The 17,117-nt window shown below is 68.0% G+C and carries 17 protein-coding genes; 3 read left to right on the top strand and 14 right to left on the bottom strand.

Annotation, left to right across the window (positions count from 1 at the left end; translation table 11 throughout):
- The first annotated feature begins 22 nt into the window (after positions 1 to 22).
- Together GFK26_RS06420 and GFK26_RS06415 are read left to right on the top strand one after the other, a co-directional pair.
- Entirely contained in the window at positions 23 to 853 is an 831-nt protein-coding gene (locus GFK26_RS06420) for an isocitrate lyase/PEP mutase family protein (RefSeq protein ID WP_153281267.1), read from the top strand.
- Positions 854 to 864: 11 nt separating this feature from the next.
- Positions 865 to 1,524: a uracil-DNA glycosylase family protein gene (locus tag GFK26_RS06415; protein WP_153281266.1), complete on the top strand. Its 660-nt coding sequence runs from the start codon at positions 865 to 867 to the stop codon at positions 1,522 to 1,524.
- Here GFK26_RS06415 and GFK26_RS06410 read toward each other — a convergent pair.
- Positions 1,430 to 3,091: a hypothetical protein gene (locus GFK26_RS06410; RefSeq protein WP_153281265.1), complete on the bottom strand. Its 1,662-nt coding sequence runs from the start codon at positions 3,089 to 3,091 to the stop codon at positions 1,430 to 1,432. The genes GFK26_RS06415 and GFK26_RS06410 overlap by 95 nt on opposite strands.
- Positions 3,092 to 3,154: 63 nt before the next feature.
- Positions 3,155 to 3,349, bottom strand: coding sequence for a DUF1127 domain-containing protein (locus GFK26_RS06405; protein WP_153281264.1), 195 nt, complete (start codon positions 3,347 to 3,349; stop codon positions 3,155 to 3,157).
- A 90-nt stretch (positions 3,350 to 3,439) separates the two neighbouring features.
- Here GFK26_RS06405 and GFK26_RS06400 point away from each other — a divergent pair, with 90 nt between their 5' ends.
- On the top strand, positions 3,440 to 4,330 hold the full coding sequence (locus GFK26_RS06400; RefSeq protein ID WP_153281263.1) for a LysR family transcriptional regulator: 891 nt from the start codon (positions 3,440 to 3,442) through the stop codon (positions 4,328 to 4,330).
- A 6-nt stretch (positions 4,331 to 4,336) separates the two neighbouring features.
- Here GFK26_RS06400 and GFK26_RS06395 read toward each other — a convergent pair whose 3' ends face one another.
- The 12 genes from GFK26_RS06395 to urtA form a co-directional block, all read right to left on the bottom strand.
- Complete coding sequence (locus GFK26_RS06395) at positions 4,337 to 4,993, bottom strand: ANTAR domain-containing response regulator (protein WP_194274039.1); 657 nt, start codon at positions 4,991 to 4,993, stop codon at positions 4,337 to 4,339.
- A gap of 9 nt (positions 4,994 to 5,002) precedes the next feature.
- On the bottom strand, positions 5,003 to 6,157 hold the full coding sequence (locus GFK26_RS06390; RefSeq protein ID WP_153281261.1) for a transporter substrate-binding domain-containing protein: 1,155 nt from the start codon (positions 6,155 to 6,157) through the stop codon (positions 5,003 to 5,005).
- A 66-nt stretch (positions 6,158 to 6,223) separates the two neighbouring features.
- The gene (locus GFK26_RS06385; protein WP_153281260.1) at positions 6,224 to 7,861 is read right to left on the bottom strand and encodes a nitric oxide reductase activation protein NorD; all 1,638 of its coding nucleotides are present in this window, start codon (positions 7,859 to 7,861) and stop codon (positions 6,224 to 6,226) included.
- Positions 7,858 to 8,676 (bottom strand): CbbQ/NirQ/NorQ/GpvN family protein, encoded by an 819-nt coding sequence (locus GFK26_RS06380; RefSeq protein ID WP_153281259.1) that lies wholly within the window; start codon positions 8,674 to 8,676, stop codon positions 7,858 to 7,860. Before GFK26_RS06380 ends, GFK26_RS06385 begins: the two co-directional genes overlap by 4 nt.
- Positions 8,673 to 9,683 carry an alpha/beta fold hydrolase gene (locus GFK26_RS06375; protein ID WP_153281258.1) on the bottom strand — a complete coding sequence of 337 codons (1,011 nt, stop codon included), beginning with the start codon at positions 9,681 to 9,683 and terminating at the stop codon, positions 8,673 to 8,675. Before GFK26_RS06375 ends, GFK26_RS06380 begins: the two co-directional genes overlap by 4 nt.
- Positions 9,684 to 9,709: 26 nt before the next feature.
- The gene (locus tag GFK26_RS06370) at positions 9,710 to 11,023 is read right to left on the bottom strand and encodes a purine-cytosine permease family protein (RefSeq protein ID WP_153281257.1); all 1,314 of its coding nucleotides are present in this window, start codon (positions 11,021 to 11,023) and stop codon (positions 9,710 to 9,712) included.
- Positions 11,024 to 11,067: 44 nt separating this feature from the next.
- Positions 11,068 to 12,105, bottom strand: coding sequence for an aliphatic amidase (locus GFK26_RS06365; RefSeq protein ID WP_101490566.1), 1,038 nt, complete (start codon positions 12,103 to 12,105; stop codon positions 11,068 to 11,070).
- Positions 12,106 to 12,148: 43 nt separating this feature from the next.
- Positions 12,149 to 12,838 carry an urea ABC transporter ATP-binding subunit UrtE gene (gene urtE / locus GFK26_RS06360; protein ID WP_153281256.1) on the bottom strand — a complete coding sequence of 230 codons (690 nt, stop codon included), beginning with the start codon at positions 12,836 to 12,838 and terminating at the stop codon, positions 12,149 to 12,151.
- 17 nt (positions 12,839 to 12,855) lie between these two features.
- A complete protein-coding gene (gene urtD / locus GFK26_RS06355; RefSeq protein WP_153285874.1) occupies positions 12,856 to 13,638 on the bottom strand; it encodes an urea ABC transporter ATP-binding protein UrtD in 783 nt (260 codons plus the stop codon).
- 14 nt (positions 13,639 to 13,652) lie between these two features.
- The gene (gene urtC / locus GFK26_RS06350; protein ID WP_153281255.1) at positions 13,653 to 14,705 is read right to left on the bottom strand and encodes an urea ABC transporter permease subunit UrtC; all 1,053 of its coding nucleotides are present in this window, start codon (positions 14,703 to 14,705) and stop codon (positions 13,653 to 13,655) included.
- Between the two features lie 3 nt (positions 14,706 to 14,708).
- Positions 14,709 to 15,611 carry an urea ABC transporter permease subunit UrtB gene (gene urtB / locus GFK26_RS06345; protein WP_153281254.1) on the bottom strand — a complete coding sequence of 301 codons (903 nt, stop codon included), beginning with the start codon at positions 15,609 to 15,611 and terminating at the stop codon, positions 14,709 to 14,711.
- A gap of 5 nt (positions 15,612 to 15,616) precedes the next feature.
- Positions 15,617 to 16,810 (bottom strand): urea ABC transporter substrate-binding protein, encoded by a 1,194-nt coding sequence (gene urtA, locus GFK26_RS06340; RefSeq protein WP_153281253.1) that lies wholly within the window; start codon positions 16,808 to 16,810, stop codon positions 15,617 to 15,619.
- Positions 16,811 to 17,117 lie beyond the last annotated feature (307 nt).

Genomic DNA, 17,117 nt, shown 5'->3' with positions numbered 1-17,117 from the left:
GAACACAGAAAGCCGAGGCCCCATGACCCGCACCGTCGCCGAAAAACGCGCCGCCTTCCGTGCCCTCCACGCACAAGGCTGCTTCGTCATTCCGAACCCCTGGGACACGGGCAGCGCGCGCTACCTCGAAGGCCTGGGCTACAAAGCGCTGGCCACCACCAGCTCCGGCTTCGCGTGGTCGCAAGGCCATGCCGACGGGGCGCTGTCGCGCGACCAGATCCTTGCGCACCTGCGTGAACTCGTGGCCGCCACCGACCTGCCGGTGAACGCCGACTTCGAGAACGGCTTTGCCGCCGATGCACAGGGCGTGGCCGAGAGCGTGCGGCTCGCGGTCGAGACCGGCGTGGCGGGTCTGTCGATCGAGGATTCGACGGGCAACCCCGACGATCCGCTGTTTCCCATCGACGTCGCGGTCGAGCGGCTGCGCGCCGCGCGCCGGGCCATCGACGCGGCGGGCGGCGACACGCTGCTCGTGGGCCGCGCCGAGAACTTCTTTGCCAACCGACCCGATCTCGACGACACCATCGCGCGCTTGCGTGCGTACGCCGAGGCCGGCGCCGACTGCCTCTACGCGCCCGGCATCAAGACGCGCGAGCAGATCGCGGCCGTGGTGGCCGCCGTTGCGCCCAAGCCGGTCAACCTGTTGGTCGGCGCGACCAGCGAACTCACGATGGCGGACATCGCCGCGCTCGGCGTGCGACGCGTGAGCGTGGGCGGCGGCATGGCCCGCGCGGCCTGGGGCGGCTTCATCCGCGCCGCGCGCACGCTGGCCGAGCAAGGGCGCTTCGACGGCTTTGCCGATGCCACGCCGGGCATCGAGCTGAACGCCTTCTTCCGCCCGTTCGCAGATTAGTTGTCAGCACCGTGGATGCGCTGCTCGCCGAGATCCGCGCCTGCCGTGCGTGCGAGGCGCATTTGCCGCTCGGGCCGCGCCCGATCGTGCAGGCCAGTGCGAGCGCGCGGCTGCTGATCGTCGGCCAGGCGCCCAGCCTCACGGTGCACCAGACCGGCGTGCCGTGGAACGACAAGAGCGGCGACCAGCTGCGCCGCTGGCTCGGCATCGACCGCGAAGTGTTCTACGACGCGGCGCGCGTCGCGATCATGCCGATGGGCTACTGCTACCCGGGCCGCGGCACCAGCGGCGACCTGCCGCCGCGCAAGGAATGCGCGCCGCTGTGGCACAACCGCCTGCTGGCGCAGATGCCGCACATCGAATTGACCTTGCTCATAGGCCAGTACGCACAGCGCCACTTCCTCGGCAAGACCGCGCGCGGCGGTGTGACGGAAACCGTCGAGGCCTTTGCTGACTACGCGCCGCGCTTCATCCCGCTGCCGCATCCGTCACCGCGCAACACCGCGTGGTTCCAGCACCACCCGTGGTTCGAGCGCGATATGTTGCCGGTGCTGCGCGAGCGCGTGCAGCAGGCGCTCAGCGCGCCTTCTTCCGAGGGGCCGACGGCCGCCGCGGCGGCTTCGCCTCCAGCACCAGCTCCGCAGGCAGCGCATCGTTCCACGACTCGGTGAAGTAGGCGCGGTCGCTCGGCACCAGCTGCGGCAGCACCTCGCGCAGCAGGCCCAGCGAGTGCTCGGCCGCTTTCAGGTCGCCCGCATGCGCCGCGTACCACGCGTGCTCGAACAGCAGGCTGCCCTGCTGCAGCCCGGGGTAGCGGCGTCGCCCGGCCTGGTGGTCGGCCAGCCGCGCCTGCGCCACGTCGACCCAGCGCGCGGGCCAGTTGGCGGCGTCGAAGGCATCGGCGAGCGGGCCCGCGAGCTTCGAGACTGCGGCCGGGTCGAGCGGCTTCTGTGCGCGGAACTGCGCGAGCGTGGGTTGCGTCTCTGGCTTGCAGTGGCCGCGTGCGATGCGCATCAGGTAGATCGCGTTCCATGCCGAGCGGCCCTGGCCGTCGGTGTGGCCGCACAGCCATTCGCTGAAGGCGATCCATTGCACCGCGCGGCGCGTGGTGTCGGCGCGGTGGCCATCGTGCGCGAGCGCCGGCAGATCGCCCAGGCCCACGCGGTCGAACAGCCACGCGGCCATGCCCATGTTGGCCGCGACGTGCTGCGCGGCGTCGAAGGAGTGCGACTCGAAAGCCGCCGCCAGCGCCTCGCCGAAGCGCTGCAAAGATTCTTCGGCGAGCGCCGCAGCGGCCGAGCGGTCGTCGGCGGCCAGCGCAAGAGCGCGCGAGCGGCAGGCCAGCGCCCACAGGTTGCACCACTCGAAGCGCACGTCGGGGTGGTGGCGCAGCACCAGCGCGCGCGCCGGGTCTTCGGCCATGCCGCCCAGCAGCGACTGCGCCAGTGGCAGGTCGCGCGCGGTGTAGGCGCACCAGGCCGAGACGATGCACTCCATCGCGCCCAGGTAGTCGTTGCCGGCCACGTGGTGCGCGAGCCGCTGCTTCTTGAGCGCCTGCAGCCGGCGGCGTGCCTGCTCGTTGTCGCCGAGCCGGCGCCACAGCATGGCTTCGTTGAGCGTGACCAGCGCGCGCTGGAAATCGCTGGCGGCCAGCGTGCCGGCCAGTCGGATGGACTCGAGCGCGCTGCCGTTGCCGCCCGCCACCGGCGACATCAGCCGGCCCTGCCGCGCGGCCTGCTGCGAAGCGACCAGCTGTTTCCAGAAGGCGGCGTCCTGCAGGTGCACGGCGTCGGGCGGTGTCACCGTGCCGGCGGCCTGCGCCTTGCGCGAGCGCAGGCCGAGGAACGACGCCACCTCGGCGGCGGTGGCCGGGCGGTTGTCCACGAGCAGGCGCAGGCGCTTCGCTTCAGAAGCCGGCAGCCAGAACGGACCCTGGCTGCGCCGCTCGGCGTTGAGAAAGCGCGGCTCGCGCTGCAGGTCTTCGCCCCAGCCGACCTCGAGGCCCCAGGCCTTGAAGTCGCGGAACGCGCGGCTCACGACCATGCGCAGCGTGCTGGCGTCGGACACCTCGCCGCGCAGGTCGGCCAGCCGCACGACGCCGCTGCCGCCGCCGTGGGCATGGGCGTGCTGCATGCGCACCAGCAGCCACAGCGACTGGAAGGCCGCGCGCCGTCCGTTGACGGACTGCGGGGAGGTGAGTTCGATGGAGAGAAGGGCAGGGGTGGCAGAGGAAGGCACGCCCTGGATTGAACCTCAAATCGCATGCGGTCCCTGAAGAAACCGCACGCGCGTTTCGGTGAATCAGTAGCGGTGCCTGTCGAGCAGCTCGGGCACTTCGCTGCGGCCGATGCCCAGGTCACGCAGGTCGTGGTCGCTCATGCCGGCCAACAGTTGCACGTCGTCGCGGGCGCGGCGGCGTGTCACGGCGCGGCGGCGCCAGTCGTGCAGGGCGTGCAGCAGGCGTTGATGAAAAGACGGTGGCTTCGGCGCGGTCACGGTGGGCTCCTGGTAGGGGAGCGCTCATCTTCGGGCGGCGCGTGCTATTGTGGAAGTTGAGATTTCTGACACCTTCAATCAGTATTCCTGATGAGACAGCTCAACCTCGACCAACTGCGTACGCTCATCGCCATTGCCGACCTGGGCACCTTCTCGGCCGCGGCCAAGGCGTTGCACCTCGCGCAGCCGACGGTGAGCCTGCACATCAGCGAACTCGAATCGCGCCTGGGCGCACCGTTGGTGGTGCGCGGCAGCCGCCGCGTGCTGCCCACGCCGGCCGGTGCGGCGCTGGTGGAGCGCGGGCGCAAGCTGCTGCGCGACACCGACGACGCGGTGGACGCCGTCAAGCGCCAGGCCGAAGGCCGCACGGGCCGCGTGCGGCTGGGCACCTCGACCGGCGTGCTGGTCGACCTGTTGCCGCAGGTGCTCGAGGCGCTGGGCGCGGAGCACGCGGGCATCGACGTCGAGGTGAGCATCCGCGGCTCGTACGAGGCCATGGAGCGGCTCGCGGCGGGCACGCTCGACATCGGCCTGGTCGCCATCCCGCAGCCGCCGGTGCGCGGCATCGTGGTCACGCCGTGGTGCGAGCAGCCCATGATGGCGTTCGTGCCGCAGCGCTGGAAGGCACCGAAGCGCGTCACGCCGGCGTGGCTGGCGGCGCAGCCGCTGATCTTCAACGAGGCGACCACGCACATGTACCGCCTCACGATGGAGTGGTTTGCCGCCGCCGGCTTTGCGCCGCGTGCGCGCATCGAACTCAACTACGACGCCGCCATCCGCAGCCTCGTGGCGGCGGGCTATGGCGCTGCGCTGTTGCCGCTGCAGAAGTCCACCGACATGGCGCGCAACGACCGCATGCAGATCGTGCCGGTGACGCCCAAGCTCACGCGGCGCGTGGGCATTGCGCACCGCCAGCATGCGGTGCTCGACGGTGCCACGCAGAGCGTGCTGAAGGTGCTGACGGGCTTTCGCCAGCTCTGAGTTCGTTCAGCCCGGTCCGGGCTTGTTGCCGCGCGCGCCGAGCGAAAGAATCTCGTTGGCGTTGACGATGGCCGCGGCAATGTCTTCCATGGTGGTGCGCTTGCTCATGGCCTGTTCGCGGATCAGGTCGTGCGCCTGGCCTTCCGACACGTCGTGCGTCTTCATGAGGATGGACTTGGCCTCGGCCAGCTGCCGCACGCCGAGCAGCTTGGCTTCGGTCTTGCGCAGGCGCCGCGCGAGCGAACGGCTTTCCTTGTGCGCCTCGCGCGCGACCACGAGTGCCGAGAGCAAGCCGAACGAGCGCACCGGCGACGGCAGCACCGCCTTGGCGCCGATCTCGAGCACGGCCTCGACGATGGTCGGGTTCTCGTACGTGACGACCGCGATGACGGCGGGTGCGTCCTCGCTCTGGGTCCACTCGAAACGCAGGTTGATGAAGTCGGGCAGCACGGCCATGAAGGCCACGTCGATGCCCTCGGGCAGGTGCTGCACGGGCGGCCAGAAGGCCTGCACCTGGCAGCCGATGCGCTGCAGTTGCTGGGTGAGCTGCCGGCCGTCTGCGTCGTCGGGGTGGATCACCGCGATCTTCAGCAGCCGCAGCTCCTTGAGCTGCGGTGGCGTCACCCGCAGGGTGTGTCGCTTGGGGGCTGTGCTGCTGTCCACGGTCAGCTCCTACAGCTCCAGCGTATCGAGCCGCGCCGTCCAGTCGCCCAGCGAGTGCGTGACCAGGTAAGGGTCCGGGTACACCGCGCGCGTCGCCTGCCGCACGATGGTGAACTGGCCGTGCGCATCGACCCGGCCGATGCGCGGATACAGGCAGGTGTGGTGGTTCGTCGGGTCGATCTTCACGCGGCCCTGCGGCGCATCGAACTCGCTGCCCAGGATGTGCGGCAGGATCTCCGCGATGCCGTCCGTGCCCGCCTGCCGGAAGGCGTTGGCGAAGATGTGCATCTGGAAGTACGACGCTTCCCAGCACAGGTTGGGCACGCAGCCGTCGCCGAAGCGCGCACGCAGCCGCGCCAGGCAGCGCTGGTTGGCGGGCGAGTCGATCGACTGGAAATACGGCGCCGCCGTGAAGTGGCCCGTGGCCACGCCGGGGCCCATCTGCGAGATCTCGGCCTCCGAGGTCGTGAGGCTCGAGATGGGCATCGTCTTCGGGTCGAAGCCCGCCTCGGCATACGCGCGGTACAGGCTGGCGGTGGAGTCGCCCACCACCGTCGAGAAGATGAAGTCGGGCCGCTTGTCGCGGATGTCGTCCATGATCGCGCGGTAATCCTTCTCGGTGGCGTCGAGTGCCACGTAGCGCTCGCCGAGTTTCTCGCTGCCGGGGCGCTGCATCACCAGCTCGCCCATGATGCGGTTCGACTCGTAGGGGTAGATGTAGTCGGAGCCGATCAGGTACACGCGCGAACCGAAGTTCGTGGTCATGAACTCGGCCAGCTGCACGCTGTTCTGGTTGGGCGCCGCGCCGGTGTAGATCACGTTGCCCGAGTACTCGAAGCCTTCGTACAGCGTGGGGTAGAACAGCAGCTTGTTCCACTTCTCGATCACCGGGATCACGGCCTTGCGGCTGCTCGACATGTAGCAGCCGAAGATCACGTTCACGCGGTCCTGAACGATGAGCTTTTCGGCCAGGTGGGCGTAGCGCACGGGGTCCGATTGCGGGTCGTAGCGCACGCCCACGAGCTCGCGGCCGTCGACGCCACCGACCGCGTTGATCTCCTCGATGGCCAGCAGCGCGCCCTGCAGCTGCGACAGGCCGATGGTCGAGGTGACGCCGGTCTCGGAATACAGAATGCCGACGCGAAGAGGGTCCCTGTCAGCCACTGGGGTGTCTCCTGGATGTGTAGGCCCTCATTGTGTGCTCCTCCGTGTCTTTCTTCCGTCGTTCGGTCAATGGGCGGCGGCCAGCCGCGTGCTCATGCGGGCCAGCCGTGCGGGCAGGCTGCGCGCATCGTCGGCGATGCAATAGTTGCGCCAGCCGAAGATGCGCCGCACATACGCATCGGCCGCGCCGTCTACCGCGATGCAGGCGCTGCGCACGCCGGCATCGCGCGCCTCGGCCACGGCCTGGCGGGCGTCTTCGATGAGGTACTTCGGGTCGTGCACGTCGATGTCCGACGGCGCACCGTCGGTCACCAGCAGGATCGCGCGCGGCCCCGCCGGCTCGGCCTGCAGGTGCGATGCCGCATGGCGCAGCGCGGCGCCCATGCGCGTCGAGTAGCGCCCGCGCACCGCGCCGATCATGGCGCGCGAGGGCGCAGCGAGCGGCTGACCGAATTCGAGCAGGCGGTAGTAATACACCTCGGCGCGCGTGTTCGACGAGAAGCCGTGGATGGCAAGCCGGTCGATGCCGCGCGCGTTCGAAGCGGCGAGCAGCAGCGCGGCCTGTTTTTCCAGGTCGAGCAGTGAAACAGCACCATCGCCGTGGCCCGCATCGTTGGCCGATTCCGACAGGTCGAGCAGCACCAACACGCTCGATGGGCGCGGGCCCTTGCCTAGGCGCATGAACAGCCGCGCATCGGGCCGCAGGCGCAGGCGGCGATCGACCAGCACTTCGATGGCCGCATTGAGGTCAATGTCGTCGCCTTCCCACTGCCGGCGCAGGCGGTGCGTGCGATCGAGGTGGCGCGCGCGGGGCAGGGCGAGCGGCACGATGCGCTCATGGCCCGCCGCTCCCGAAGTGCCCGCCGCCCCCAGGCCCTGCCACGCGGGCAGTTTCTCGATCACCGTGCACCAGTCGGGGCGCAGGCGCTCCTGCGTGCGGTCCCATTCGGGATAGGTGTTGCGGCCGAGCTCCATGTCGGCGTCGCCTTCGGGGGGCGCGTCGTTGCTCTCGCTCGGTGCCTCCGGCGGTGGCGGTGGCCGCGCGCCGGTCTGCTGCAGCGCGATCGCTTCGTCGGGCGGTGTCTCGGTCTCGCCGAAATCCCACAGGTAGCTGTTGTCGTCGCGCCAGGGCGCGGGCACGGCGTAGTCCTGCGGCTCGAAGCGCACGCGCATCTGGCCGAGGTCGTTGGCGAGGATCGAGGCGACGGCGCGGAAGGCGTCGCAGTCTTCCAGCCCCGCGCGGGCGACGGTCTCGTCGAACAGGCGGCGCGCCTTGTTCACCCAGTGGTTGTCGTCCGTCGTGTCGGCGCGCAGCAGCATGCGGTCCATGCGCGCGACCAGTGCGGCAAAGCGCAGGTCCAGCGGATCGGGCGCGGGCGGCAGCGCGGCGACGAACCAGCCGTGCAGGCCGGGAAAGTCGCGGCACAGCAGCCGCTCGACGCGCGCATCTTCGAGGGCCGAGACGACGGCGATGCCCATCGGCTTGAGCGTGCGCGCCGGCCGCGCGGGCGTCGAGTAGCGCAGGTGCGCGACCGCATGCGCCACCATCGCCCGGTGCAGGCGCACGACGGCCTCGTCGCCCTCGGGCAACAGCAGCCGGCGGCCCGTGAGCACAGCGCGTGCTCCGGCCAGCGGCTGCACGTCGACATCGAGGCCGGCCAGCCCGCGGGCCAGCAACGAGAGGGCGCCGTGCCCGTCGTTCATCCGAACTGCGCCTCGACAAAGCCCTGCAGCGCACTGGCCATGTCGGGGTCGTCGGTGAGCGCGCGCGTCATCGTCATGTCGCAGCTGTCGCGCGGCGACACGCCGTCGCGGATCAGCACGCCCGCGTAGATCAGCATGCGCGTCGACACGCCCTCGTCGAGCCCGCGGTGCTTGAGCTCGCGCGAGCAATGCGCGATGGCCACGAGCTTCGCGGCGAGCGCAGGTTCAATGCCGGCTTCGTGCGAAACGATCTCCGCTTCGAGCGCGCCGTCGGGGTAGTCGAACTCCAGCGCCGCGAAGCGCTGGCGCGTCGACGGCTTCATGTCCTTCGCGCTGCTCTGGTAGCCGGGGTTGTACGACACCACGAGCTGAAAGTCGGGGTGCGCGTGCACCAGCTCGCCCTTCTTGTCGAGCGGCAGGATGCGGCGCGCGTCGGTCAGCGGATGAATCACCACCGTGGTGTCCTGCCGCGCCTCGACCACCTCGTCGAGGTAGCAGATGCCGCCGTGGCGCACCGCGAGCGTCAGCGGCCCGTCGTGCCAAGCCGTGCCGTTCGCGTCGAGCAGGTAGCGCCCCACGAGGTCCGAGGCCGTCATGTCCTCGTTGCACGCGAGCGTGACCAGCGGCCGCCCGAGCGACCACGCCATGTGCTCCACGAAGCGCGTCTTGCCGCAGCCGGTCGGCCCTTTCAGGATCAGCGGCATGCGATGGCGATAGGCGTGTTCATAGAGCGCCACTTCATTTCCGGCGGGCCGGTAGAAGGGCTCAGTCTCGATGCGGTAGCTGGCGAGCGGGTCGTGGACGGGGGCGTTCATGGCGTGGCGAGCAGTTCCTTGAGAGCGTCGTCGATGAAGCGGGTGTCGACCGGGCTGCTGCCGCCGCCCGCGAAGTGGCCCCACACGCCCGGGATCGGGCGGCACTCGGCGTTCGGCATGTGCGACACCTCCCATTCGTTGTCGGCCACGGGAAAGTACAGGTCGCGCTCGGCCGGCATCACGATCGCGCGCGCCTGGATGGCGCCCAGTGCTTTCTTGATGTCGCCCTTGAACACCGGGTTGTCGCTGATGTCGCCGTGCTGCCACGACCACAGCATCGCGAGCAGGTTGTTCGCGTCCTTCTGCAGGAAGAAGCCTTCCCAGTAGCCGACCAGGAAGTCCTCGAGCGAGCTGAAGCCCAGCTCGCGCCACAGTTCCTGCATGTAGAAGGGCTGCGACAAACCCCAGCCCGCGTACACGCGGCCTACCGCGCGCAAGCCCTTGCTCGGTGGCGTGGTGTACCAGCCGCCGTTCCATGCGGCGTCGGCCTGGAGCGCAGCCTTCACGCCTTCGAGAAACACGATGTTGTGCGGTGCCGTCTTCGCCGAGCCGCAGAAGGGCGCGATGCGTTTCACCATGTCGGGGTAGAGGCTGCCCCACTGGTTGGTCTGCTGCGCACCCATCGACCAGCCGACCACCAGTGCGATGCGTTCGATGCCGAATTTTTCCGTCACCAGCCGGTGCTGCAGCGTGACGTTGTCGTAGAGCGTGATGTCCGGAAAGCGCGACAGGTTGTACGGCTCGGGCGTGTTGCTCGGCGACGAGGAGAGGCCGTTGCCCAGCATGTTCGGCACGATGATGAAGTACTTCTCGGGGTCCAGCGCCATGCCCGGACCGATCAGCCATTCGTTGTCGTAATGCTGGCCCGAGTACCAGGTCGGGTAGACGATCACGTTGCTCTTGTCGGCGTTGAGCTTGCCGTAGGTCTTGTAGGCGAGCTTCGCGTTGCGCAGCGTCGCGCCCCGCTGCAGGGGCACGTCGCCGAGGTCGAAGATGTCGTAGTCCATGGGGTGATCGCTTTCGAAGGAGGTGTTCAGTTCTTGATGGAAGGCGCGGTTGCCGCCACCGGCGCTGCGCTGCCGATGTGCAGCACGAAGTAGCAGACGCCTGCCGCGATGAAGGCCGCCACCGCCGTCGACAGCTGCGGCGCCATCGTCTCCGTGGCGTAGGCCACCAGCGAGCCCACGCCCCAGGCGATGAAGGCGCGCGGGCGCCAGTCGGCACCGATGGCGGCGCCGGGCCGCACGAAGTACAGGTCGGCGATCAGCACGGCGCCGATGGGCGGCACCAGGATGCCGAGCAGCGACAGCCACGGAATGAACAGCGCCCACACGTTGGCTGCGGCAATCACGATGCCCACCGCGGCGAGCGCCACGGCGAACACGCGCATGCGCCCGTTGCCGATGCGCGACCAGCCCACGGCCGAGTTGTAGAGGCAGTGCGCACACACCGAGCCCAGGTTGCACAGCAGGAACACGAAGGCCACCACGGCCAGCCATGGCGCGTTCTGCGCGAGCAGGTAGCCGAACATGTTGTCCAGGCCGAAGGGCTGCGGTTGCGGCAGCGCCAGTGCGGCCGTCATGACACCGCCGACCAGCATCGCAACGAGGTTGGCAACGGGAAAGGCGCAGGCCGTGGCGATGAGCGAGCTCTTGCGGTCGGCGGCCCAGCGGTTGAAGTCGGCCGTGACCGTGCCCGCGTCGATGAACAGCGCCACCACGATGGTCAGCCCGATGCCGAAGGACATCGGCAGCGCGGGCTGCGTGCCGGCGTACGAGAGCACCTTGTCCCACCCCGCAGCGCCGGCCGAATGCAGTGCGACCCAGCCTCCCAGCACCACGAACAGCGGCACCGACACCATGCCGATCCAGTGCAGGCCGCGAATGCCGACGAAGGTGATGCCCAGGTACAGCACGCCGGCCGCGATCGTCATCGTCAGGTAGTCGAACTTGAAGGCCGTGTGCATCAGGTTGCCCGTGATGCCGGTCTGCACCGCGTACCAGCCCAGCAGCAAGGTCGACAGCAGGCCCGACGCGAACACGTAGCCCTTCTTGCCGAAGCTGGCACTGGCCAGCAGCGCGAAGTTGTGGCCGCGCGCCGTGCCCAGCGCGCCGAGCGCCCCGACATACGCGAACATCAGCAGGTTGCCCACGACCATCGCGAGCAGCGCGGACCGGAAGCCCATGCCCGCCACCAGGATGGAGCCGGTCATGGCCCCCGTGATGATCATCGGGAACCCGAGCCACACCATCGAGACCGAGAAGGTGCTGCGCCGCTTCGAGAGCGGCACCGGGTCGTGCTCGTACTCGTCGCCGAGTACCGTGTCGTCGACATGCGTCTGACTCATGGCATACCTCTTTTTCTTGCGTTGAAGGGGCGGGGTGCGGTCGCTCAGCGATGCTTCGCCGGCTCGTTCGGAATGCCCTCGATCGGGCACTCGGGCGTGCCGACCGTGGTGCGCGTGAACGACTCCACCATCTCCCGCGTGCCTTCGGGGTCGTTGATCCACTGCGTGTAGAAGTTGTAGGGGCAGGCCGCCACGCCCTTGTCGCCGTCGCCCGAGTTGATGGTGCCGGTGTAGCCGCGGTGCACGAGCTTGAACAGGTGGTTCTGCGACTGGCCGTTCTTGCGCGCATCGCGGATGAGGCTCATCGAGAGTTCGGCGTAGTTGATGCCCATCTCTTCCTCGCCGCATTCGCCGAGCGTGCGGCCGTCGAAGCCGATGAGCGCGGAGTGGCCGAAGTACGAGTACACGCCGTCGAAGCCGGCCGCGTTGGCCACGGCCACGTAGGTGTTGTTCATGAAGGCCATGGCCTTGGACACCAGGATCTGCTGTTCCTTGGCCGGGTACATGTAGCCCTGGCAGCGGATGATGAGCTCAGCGCCGCGCATCGCGCAGTCGCGCCAGATCTCGGGGTAGTTGCCGTCGTCGCAGATGATGAGGCTCATCTTCATGCCCTTGGGGCCTTCGCTCACATACGTGCAGTCGCCCGGGTACCAGCCCTCGATGGGCACCCACGGCATGATCTTGCGGTACTTCTGGACGATCTCGCCCTGGTTGTTCATGAGGATCAGCGTGTTGTAGGGCGCCTTGTTCGGGTGCTCCTCGTGGCGTTCGCCGGTGAGCGAGAACACGCCCCACACGTTGGCGCGGCGGCACGCGTCCGCGAAGATCGCGGTCTCCTCGCCGGGGATGGCCGACGCGGTGTCGTACATCTCCTTGGCGTCGTACATGATCCCGTGCGTGGAGTACTCGGGAAAGATCACCAGGTCCATGCCCGGCAGGCCGCGCTTCATGCCGACCAGCATCTCGCCGATCTTGCGTGCGTTGTCCAGCACCTCGGCCTTGGTGTGAAGGCGGGGCATCTTGTAGTTGACGACCGCGACGCCGACGCAATCGTTGCTGCTCGAAATATCACCATGTCTCATGACGCTGCTCCTGAAGGGTGGTTGAAGGAAAAAAGAGGAAGGGCTACACGGTCAGAAAGGATCGGACCTTGTCTTGGTCAAGGCTCGCGCGTGCTTCGTCGTGCACGATGCGGCCGCGGTCGATGACGAGAAAGCGGTCGGCCAGGTCGAGTGCGAAGCTCAGCACCTGCTCCGACACCACGACGGCGAAGCCGCGTTCGGCGCGCAGCACGTTCAGCGTCTGCGCGATCTCCTTGATGATCGAAGGCTGGATGCCCTCGGTGGGTTCGTCGAGGATCAGCACCTTCGGCTCCGAGATGAGCGCGCGCGCAATCGCCAGCATCTGCTGCTGGCCGCCCGAGAGGTTGCCGGCCTTGCGCTGCTTCATGTCCTTGAGCACGGGGAAGAAGGTGTAGAGGTAGTCGGGCACCGTGCGGTGGCCCGACCTCGCGGCACCCGCGAGGATGTTCTGCTCCACCGTGAGGAACGGAAACACCATACGCCCCTGCGGCACGAAGGCCAGGCCCTGCGCCACACGCTGGTAGCTGGGCAGCTTCGTGAGCTCGGCGCCGCCCAGGCGGATGTGGCCGCCGCGCGCGGGCAGCAAGCCGATGAGCGACTTCAGCAAGGTCGTCTTGCCCATGCCGTTGCGGCCCATGATGGCGACCGCTTCGTCGGGCGCGACGCGCAGCGACACATCGCGGATGACGTGCGATTCGCCGTACGCCACGTTGAGTTCGGAGACTTCGAGCATGTGAATTTCTCCTTCGTTCAATGGCCGAGGTACACGTCGATCACGCGCGGGTCGGCCTGCACTTCGGCGGCTGTGCCTTCGCTCAGCAACTTGCCCTGGTGCAGCACCGTGACGCGGTGCGCGATGCGCTTGACGAAGTCCATGTCGTGCTCGATGACGACCACCGACTTGCCGGCCGAGATGCGCCGCAGCAGGTCGCCCGTCTGCTCGCGCTCGCGCGGGCTCATGCCGGCCACGGGCTCGTCGAGCAGCAGCAGCTCGGGCTCCTGCATCAGAAGCATCCCGATCTCGAGCCACTGCTTCTGCCCGTGGCTGAGCTGCCCGGCGCGATGGCCGAGGCGCTCGCTCAGGAAGACCTGCTCGGCCATCGCGTCGATGCGCTCGCGCACGGCGGGCGTGCGGCGAAAGGTCAGCGACTGCAGCAGGCCGTGCATGCGCGGCAGCGAAATCTCGAAGTTCTCCAGCACCGTGAGGTCTTCGTACACCGAGGGCGTCTGGAACTTGCGGCCCACGCCGGCGCGCACGATCTCGTACTCGTTCAGGCGGCCGAGGTCCTGGCCGTTGAACAGCACGCGGCCCGCGCTCGGCTTGGTCTTGCCGCACACCATGTCGAGCAGCGTGGTCTTGCCTGCGCCGTTCGGGCCGATGATCACGCGCAGCTCGTTGCGCTCGACCGAGAGGCTGAGCCCGTCCACGGCCTTGAAGCCGTCGAAGGACACGGTGAGGTCTTCGATGCGCAGGATCTGTTCGTTCGACGGCGGCACGGCCGAAGCAGCCTGAGGCAGCCCGCCGTTGGGCATCGTCATCGTCGCGTTCATGGCGCCAACTCCGTGCCACGGCGGCGCATCAGCTTCTCGCCCAGGCCCGCAAGCCCGTTCGGCATCGCCCACACCACGAGGATGAACACGGCGCCCAGGAAGTACAGCCAGCCTTCGGGAAAGGTCTCCGAAAGGTACGACTTGAGAAAGCCGATCAACAGCGCGCCGATCACTGCGCCCGGGATCGACAGCCGCCCGCCGACCGCGGCGTAGATCACCATCTCGACCGAGGCCACCACGCCGATCACGCCCGGCGCGATCAGCCCCACCTGCAGGCTGTAGAACGCCCCGCCGATGGCCGACAGCACCGCTGCCACTGCGAAGACGAAGGCCTTCATGTGCGCCGTGTTGTAGCCGCTGAAGCGCACGCGGTCTTCCTTGTCGCGGATGGCGATCAGCAGCTTGCCGAAGCGGCTGCGCACGATGGCGAGCGACACCATCATCACCAGCGCGATGGCCGCGACCTCGACGAAGTACATCGTGCGCTTGGCCTCGTCGGTGGCGATGTCCCAGCCCAGCAGCGTGCGGAAATCGGTGATGCCGTTGGCACCCCCCGTGTCGCCTTGCTGGCCCACCACCACCACGGTGAGCGTGAGCGCGAGCGACAGCGTGACGATCGCGAAGTACACGCCGCTCACGCGCCGCTTGAAGATCGCGTACGAGAACACGTAGGCCAGCACGGCGGGAATCACGAGGATGCCCACCACCGTCCAGCCCAGCGAGTGGAAGGGCTGCCACCACGCGGGCAGCTGCTCGACGCTGCTCCACACCATGAAGTCCGGCAGCTCGGGTGCGGAGGCTTCGAGCTTGAGGAACATCGCCATCATGTAGCCGCCCAGGCCGAAGAACATGCCCTGGCCCAGGCTCAGCACGCCGCCGTAGCCCCAGGTGAGCACCACGCCCACCGCGACGAACGCGAAGGCCAGGTACTTGCTGATGAGGTTCAGGCGGAACGGGTCGAGCGTGAGCGGCAGCACCACGGCCAGCAGCACCAGCACGGCCACCATCGCGCCGATGTCGCGTGTGCGTTGAGGAGAAAGACCGTGCATGCGTCAGCTCCTCGATCGCGTGGCGAACAGGCCGTTGGGCCGGAAGTACAGCACCGCGATCACCAGCAGCAGGATCGTGGCCTTGGCCATCGAGCCGCTCATGAGGTACTCGAGCCAGGTCTGCGACTGCGCGATGGCAAAGCCCGAGAGCGCGGTGCCGATGAGGCTTTGCACGCCGCCGAACACCACCACGATGAACGAGTCGACGATGTACAGCTGACCCGTGCCGGGGTTGGTCGAGCCGATCATCGTGAACACCGCGCCCGCGATGCCCGCCAGGCCCGAGCCCAGCGCGAAGGTCATCGCGTCGACGCGGTGCGTGTCGATGCCCACCGCACCGGCGATGGCGCGGTTCTGCGTCACCGCGCGCACCTTCAGCCCCCACGGCGTGCGGTACAGCAGCAGGTACACGCCGACCGCGACGAGGGCCGTGAGCCCGACGATGAAGATGCGGTTCAGCGGCAGCTGGATGCCCGCCGTGGGCTCCCATGCCCCCGCCAGCCACGAGGCCAGCGGCACGCTCACTTCCTGCGCGCCAAAGATCGAGCGGTAGGCCTGCTGCAGCATGAGGCTCAGGCCCCAGGTGGCCAGCAGGGTGTCCAGCGGGCGGTCGTAGAAGAAGCGGATGAAGCCCCGCTCCAGCACATAGCCGAACGCGAAGGTCACGGCGAACGCGAACGGAATCGCGGCGAACAGGTACAGGTCCATGAAACCCGGCGCGAAGTGCGCGAAGAAGCGCGCCGCCAGGTAGGTCATGTAGGCGCCCAGCGCCATCAGCTCGCCGTGCGCCATGTTGATGACGCCCATCAGGCCGAACACGATGGCCAGCCCGAGCGCCATGAGCAGCAGGATGGTGAACAGGCTCACGCCGTTGAACACCTGCATCACCGCGATGTCGAAGTTCATCGCGTTCAGACCTTCGGGAAGGGGTTGGGCTCGACCGGCTGCGGCGATTCCCACACGATGTCGAACTGCCCGTCGGGCCGCGCGCGGCCCACGCGCACCTTCTTCCACACGTGGTGGTTGGTGGCGTGCACGCGCACCGTGCCTTCGGGCGCCTCGATCTCCACGCCCGCGGCGGCGGCCGTGACCTTGTCGACCTCGAAGGACTTGGCCTTTTCCACCGCCAGCTTCCAGAGGTACACGCTGTTGTAGGCCACCTCCATCGGATCGCCGATCACGCGGTCCTGCCCGTACTTCGCCTTGAAGGCCTTCACGAACTTCTCGTTGGCCGGCGACTTGATGCTCTGAAAGTAGCCCATGCAGGCGTAGTAGCCCGCGGCGTTGTCCTTGCCGATGCCGTCGATCTCGTTCTCGGACACCACGGTCGACAGCAGCACCTGCTTGGCGCCATCGAGGCCCGCGGCGCGCAGCTGCTTGTAGAAAGCCACGTTGGAGCCGCCCACCACCGTGCTGTAGATGCAGTCGGGCTTGGCGGCCTTGATCTTGTTGATGATCGACGAGAACTCGGTGTGGCCCAGCGGTGCGTACTCTTCGCCGAGCACCTTGCCGCCGGCCTTGGCGATGGCGGGCTTGGCGATCTTGTTGCAGGTGCGCGGGTAGATGTAGTCGGAGCCGACGAGGAAGAAGTTCTTGCCCTTCTCGCGCGCCATCCATTCCACGGCCGCGATCACCGACTGCGTGGCTTCCTGCGAGGGATAGAACACGCGCTTGTCCTGCTCCTGGCCCTCGTAGTAGGTCGGGTAGAACAGCAGGCCCTTGGCCTGGTTGAGCACCGGCAGCAGCGCCTTGCGAGAGGCCGAGGTGTAGCAGCCGATGATGGCCGCGACCTTGTCGCGCTCCAGCAGCTTGCGCGCCTTCTCGGCGAACACCGAGTTCTCGCTCGCGCCGTCTTCGACCACGGCCTCGATCTTCTTGCCCAGCACGCCACCGGCGGCGTTGATCTCTTCGATGGCCAGTTTTTCGGCATCGACCAGCGAGGCCTCTGCGATGGCGATGGTGCCCGAGAGCGAATGCAGCAGGCCGAGCTTCACGGTGGCGCCGTCCTGCGCGCGGGCCAGGCCGGCCACGCCGCCGGCGGCGCCCAGCACGATCATCGAGCCGCCCGTCTTCACGATCTGGCGGCGGTTGAAAGCGTTCGTCATGTCAAATTCCTTTGCTTTGGTTTTGTGCGAGTCATCAGGAACCTCCGACCTTCGGAACCGCGCCTTGGGTGTCTCCTCCCGCCGCGCGGCCCCTGCAAACGAGCGCTGTGCTGCCAGTGCTTTTTCTTCGGGCAAAGCTGCGCCACCGGATGACGCGCATCCGTTTTGAAAAGGCGTTGTTGCGACCGAAAAAACAAAAAAGCCCGAACCGGTGGTGAAACCGATTCGGGCTTTATTGCCCGACACCTCGCTGGCAGCACTGGCAGCGGGCGTCGTATGACTGGGAACGATTGCTCGTTGGGGCGGA

This window comes from Variovorax paradoxus (assembly GCF_009498455.1).
GTDB lineage: Bacteria > Pseudomonadota > Gammaproteobacteria > Burkholderiales > Burkholderiaceae_C > Variovorax > Variovorax paradoxus_H.
The sequence above is the reverse complement of the archived record's forward strand: the minus strand, read 5'-3'. Positions and strand labels throughout refer to the sequence as shown.

Excerpts from the sequence above, each read along its gene's own strand:
- urtD (WP_153285874.1), bottom strand. The coding sequence starts at position 13,638 with ATGCCCAACGGCGGGCTGCCTCAGGCTGCTTCGGCCGTGCCGCCGTCG.
- urtA (WP_153281253.1), bottom strand. The coding sequence starts at position 16,810 with ATGACGAACGCTTTCAACCGCCGCCAGATCGTGAAGACGGGCGGCTCG.
- urtE (WP_153281256.1), bottom strand. The coding sequence starts at position 12,838 with ATGCTCGAAGTCTCCGAACTCAACGTGGCGTACGGCGAATCGCACGTC.
- GFK26_RS06365 (WP_101490566.1), bottom strand. The coding sequence starts at position 12,105 with ATGAGACATGGTGATATTTCGAGCAGCAACGATTGCGTCGGCGTCGCG.
- urtB (WP_153281254.1), bottom strand. The coding sequence starts at position 15,611 with ATGAACTTCGACATCGCGGTGATGCAGGTGTTCAACGGCGTGAGCCTG.
- urtC (WP_153281255.1), bottom strand. The coding sequence starts at position 14,705 with ATGCACGGTCTTTCTCCTCAACGCACACGCGACATCGGCGCGATGGTG.
- GFK26_RS06380 (WP_153281259.1), bottom strand. The coding sequence starts at position 8,676 with ATGAACGCCCCCGTCCACGACCCGCTCGCCAGCTACCGCATCGAGACT.
- GFK26_RS06375 (WP_153281258.1), bottom strand. The coding sequence starts at position 9,683 with ATGGACTACGACATCTTCGACCTCGGCGACGTGCCCCTGCAGCGGGGC.
- GFK26_RS06420 (WP_153281267.1), top strand. The coding sequence starts at position 23 with ATGACCCGCACCGTCGCCGAAAAACGCGCCGCCTTCCGTGCCCTCCAC.
- GFK26_RS06385 (WP_153281260.1), bottom strand. The coding sequence starts at position 7,861 with ATGAACGACGGGCACGGCGCCCTCTCGTTGCTGGCCCGCGGGCTGGCC.
- GFK26_RS06370 (WP_153281257.1), bottom strand. The coding sequence starts at position 11,023 with ATGAGTCAGACGCATGTCGACGACACGGTACTCGGCGACGAGTACGAG.
- GFK26_RS06400 (WP_153281263.1), top strand. The coding sequence starts at position 3,440 with ATGAGACAGCTCAACCTCGACCAACTGCGTACGCTCATCGCCATTGCC.